This window comes from Phenylobacterium sp. CCH9-H3 (assembly GCF_001557235.1).
Taxonomy (GTDB): Bacteria; Pseudomonadota; Alphaproteobacteria; order Caulobacterales; family Caulobacteraceae; genus Phenylobacterium.
Map to the genome: position 1 here is coordinate 1 of NZ_LSJI01000240.1, position 1273 is coordinate 1273.

General features: G+C 67.5%; 1 protein-coding gene. It reads right to left on the bottom strand.

Translation table 11 applies throughout. The features are described 5' to 3' along the window. Positions 1-19 precede the first annotated feature (19 nt). Positions 20-1209, bottom strand: a protein-coding gene (locus AX721_RS21140; RefSeq protein ID WP_156467312.1) for an IS3 family transposase whose coding sequence is annotated in 2 segments (ribosomal slippage) — positions 20-951 and positions 951-1209 — 1191 coding nt in all. Because the reading frame shifts where the segments join, the coding sequence is not laid out codon by codon here. Positions 1210-1273: the final 64 nt, after the last annotated feature.

The following is a 1273-nucleotide window of genomic DNA, read 5'->3' on the forward strand; positions in this document are numbered from 1 at the left end:
CTGACGTGACCCCCGTTTCTCATCCAGCCATAACGAGAGTCCTGGTTTGATCTGAGCCTTGGTTGGCTGGTGTTGCAAGAGGCCGGCGCGCGGAGAGGTCAGGGTTCGCAGCGTGCCGGCCGGACTCTCCGGATAGGGCTCGGGCGTAGTCCCGTGGCGTCATCCAGCCGAGCTTGGAGTGCGGCCGGGCTTCGTTGTAGTCCCGCCGCCAGGTCTCCAGCACGGCGCGAGCGTGCGGCAGAGATCGGAAGAGGGTCTCGTTGAGCAGCTCGTCGCGCAGCCGGCCGTTGAAGCTCTCGTTGTGGCCGTTCTGCTGGGGCTTACCCGGCGCGATGTAGTGCCAGCCCACGCCGGTCTCGTCGGCCCAGCCGAGGATGGCGTTGGAGGTGTACTCGGTGCCGTTGTCGCTGACGATCATGTCCGGGCGCCCGCGCTGAGCGATGATGGCGTCCAGTTCGCGCGCCACCCTGCGTCCCGACAGCGAGGTGTCGGCCACCAGGGCCAGACACTCGCGGGTGCAGTTGTCGATCACCGTCAGGATGCGGAAGCGCCGCCCGTCGGTCATCTGGTCGGAGACGAAGTCCAGGCTCCAGCGCTGGTTGGCCGCCAGCGGCGTCTCGATCGGCCGGCGGGTCCCGATGGCGCGCTTGCGACCGCCGCGGCGGCGCACCGTCAGCCGCTCCTCGCGGTAGATCCGCTGGACCCGCTTCTTGTTCACCACCTGGCCTTCGCGCCGCAGCAGCACGTGCAGGCGGCGATAGCCGAAGCGCCGCCGCTCCTGGGCTAGCGCCTTCAGCCGTTCGCGCAGGTCGCCATCATCGGGCCGCGTCGCCTGATAGCGCACGCTCGCCCGATCCGACCCGATCACCCGGCACGCCCGCCGCTCGCTCATCTCGTAGGCCTGGCGCAGGTGCGCCACGGCCTCTCGTCTGGCGGCGGGCGTCACCACTTTTTTCCCAGCAGGTCTTTCAGCGCAACGTTGTCGAGCATCGAGTCCGCCAGCATCCGCTTCAGCTTGGCGTTCTCCTCCTCCAGCGCCTTCAGGCGCCGCGCCTCCGACACGTCCAGGCCGCCGTACTTAGCCTTCCACTTGTAGAAGGTCGGCGAGCTGAGCCCGTGCTTGCGGCACAGATCCAACACCGGCACGCCCGCCTCCTGCTCGCGCAGGATCCCGATGATCTGCTCTTCCGTGAACCTTGATCGCTTCATCCGTCCGTCCCTTTCCTGGGGCGGACTCTAGTTATTTCTGGCTGAGTTTCAGGGGGTCACGTCA